Annotated in this window: 1 protein-coding gene and 1 pseudogene; both read right to left on the reverse strand. The window is 62.5% G+C overall.

Annotated elements, in window-relative coordinates; genetic code table 11:
- A pseudogene (locus FEM54_RS33040) lies at positions 1 to 203 on the reverse strand (two-component sensor histidine kinase); the annotation flags it as partial.
- Entirely contained in the window at positions 193 to 927 is a 735-nt protein-coding gene (locus tag FEM54_RS33045; RefSeq protein ID WP_017139770.1) for a response regulator, read from the reverse strand. The pseudogene FEM54_RS33040 and the gene FEM54_RS33045, both read right to left, overlap by 11 nt.
- Positions 928 to 1,050 lie beyond the last annotated feature (123 nt).

Here is a 1,050-nt window from a genome sequence, read left to right on the forward strand (position 1 = left end):
CTGGCCGTCATCGAATGCGCCAGGCTGCGCGCGCTGGTCACCAGGCCTTCGAGCTGGGTGGCGCGCAGTTGCGAAACCCAGATCACGCTGGACAGCGCCTGGGCAAACAGCACCACAAGCAAGGTCAGCAGCAACATGCGCCCAAGCAGCGAACGCGGCACCGGAAAACGCCGGCGGCGCTCGGTCAGCGGCTCAGTGGGCATTGCCGGCAACCACGCTGGCTGCCAGTTGATAACCGCTGCCACGCACGGTGCGGATCAGCCTTGGAGGTTTTTCGGTATCGCGCAGGCGTTGGCGCAGGCGGCTGACGGCCATGTCGACGATACGGTCCAACGGCATCAGGTCGCGGCCACGGGTGGCGTTGCCAATGGTGTCGCGGTCGAGAATCTGTTGGGGGTGATCAAGAAACAACTTGAGCAAGGCAAAGTCGGCGCCGGAGAGGATTACCTCTTCGCCGTCCACGTGAAACAGGCGATGGCTGATCATGTCCAGGCGCCACTCATCGAACACCAGAACGTCGCCGCCACCCGTGCGCTCCTGGCCAAACTGGGCGCGACGCAACAAGGCTTTGATCCGCGCTTGCAGCTCGCGCGGGCTGAAGGGTTTGCCGATGTAGTCGTCGGCGCCCAGCTCCAGGCCGATCACACGGTCGGCTTCGTCGGAACTGGCGGTCAGCATGATGATCGGCACCTGCGCCTGGCGCGGGTGCTGGCGAATCCAGCGGCAAAGGCTGAAACCGTCTTCGTCCGGCAACATCACATCGAGGATGACCAGGTCGCACGGCGCCTCGTTCATCGCCTGGCGGAACCCCGCGCCATCCGGTACGCCACGTACCTGGAAGCCGGCGCGACTGAGGTAGGTCTGCAGCAATTCGCGGATTTCCTGGTCGTCGTCGACGAGGAGAATCGATTTACTGATTACGCTCACGGGGTCCTCCTTGTTGTTATGGCCAAGCTTAAATCATTTGTTGCGTTTGAGGCCCTATCGCAGGCAAGCCAGCTCCCACAGTTGACTGCATTCCAAGGTTAGAACCCGGTCAACTGTGGGAGC

Origin of the sequence: Pseudomonas edaphica, from assembly GCF_005863185.1 — a bacterium.
Classification (GTDB): Bacteria; Pseudomonadota; Gammaproteobacteria; order Pseudomonadales; family Pseudomonadaceae; genus Aquipseudomonas; species Aquipseudomonas edaphica.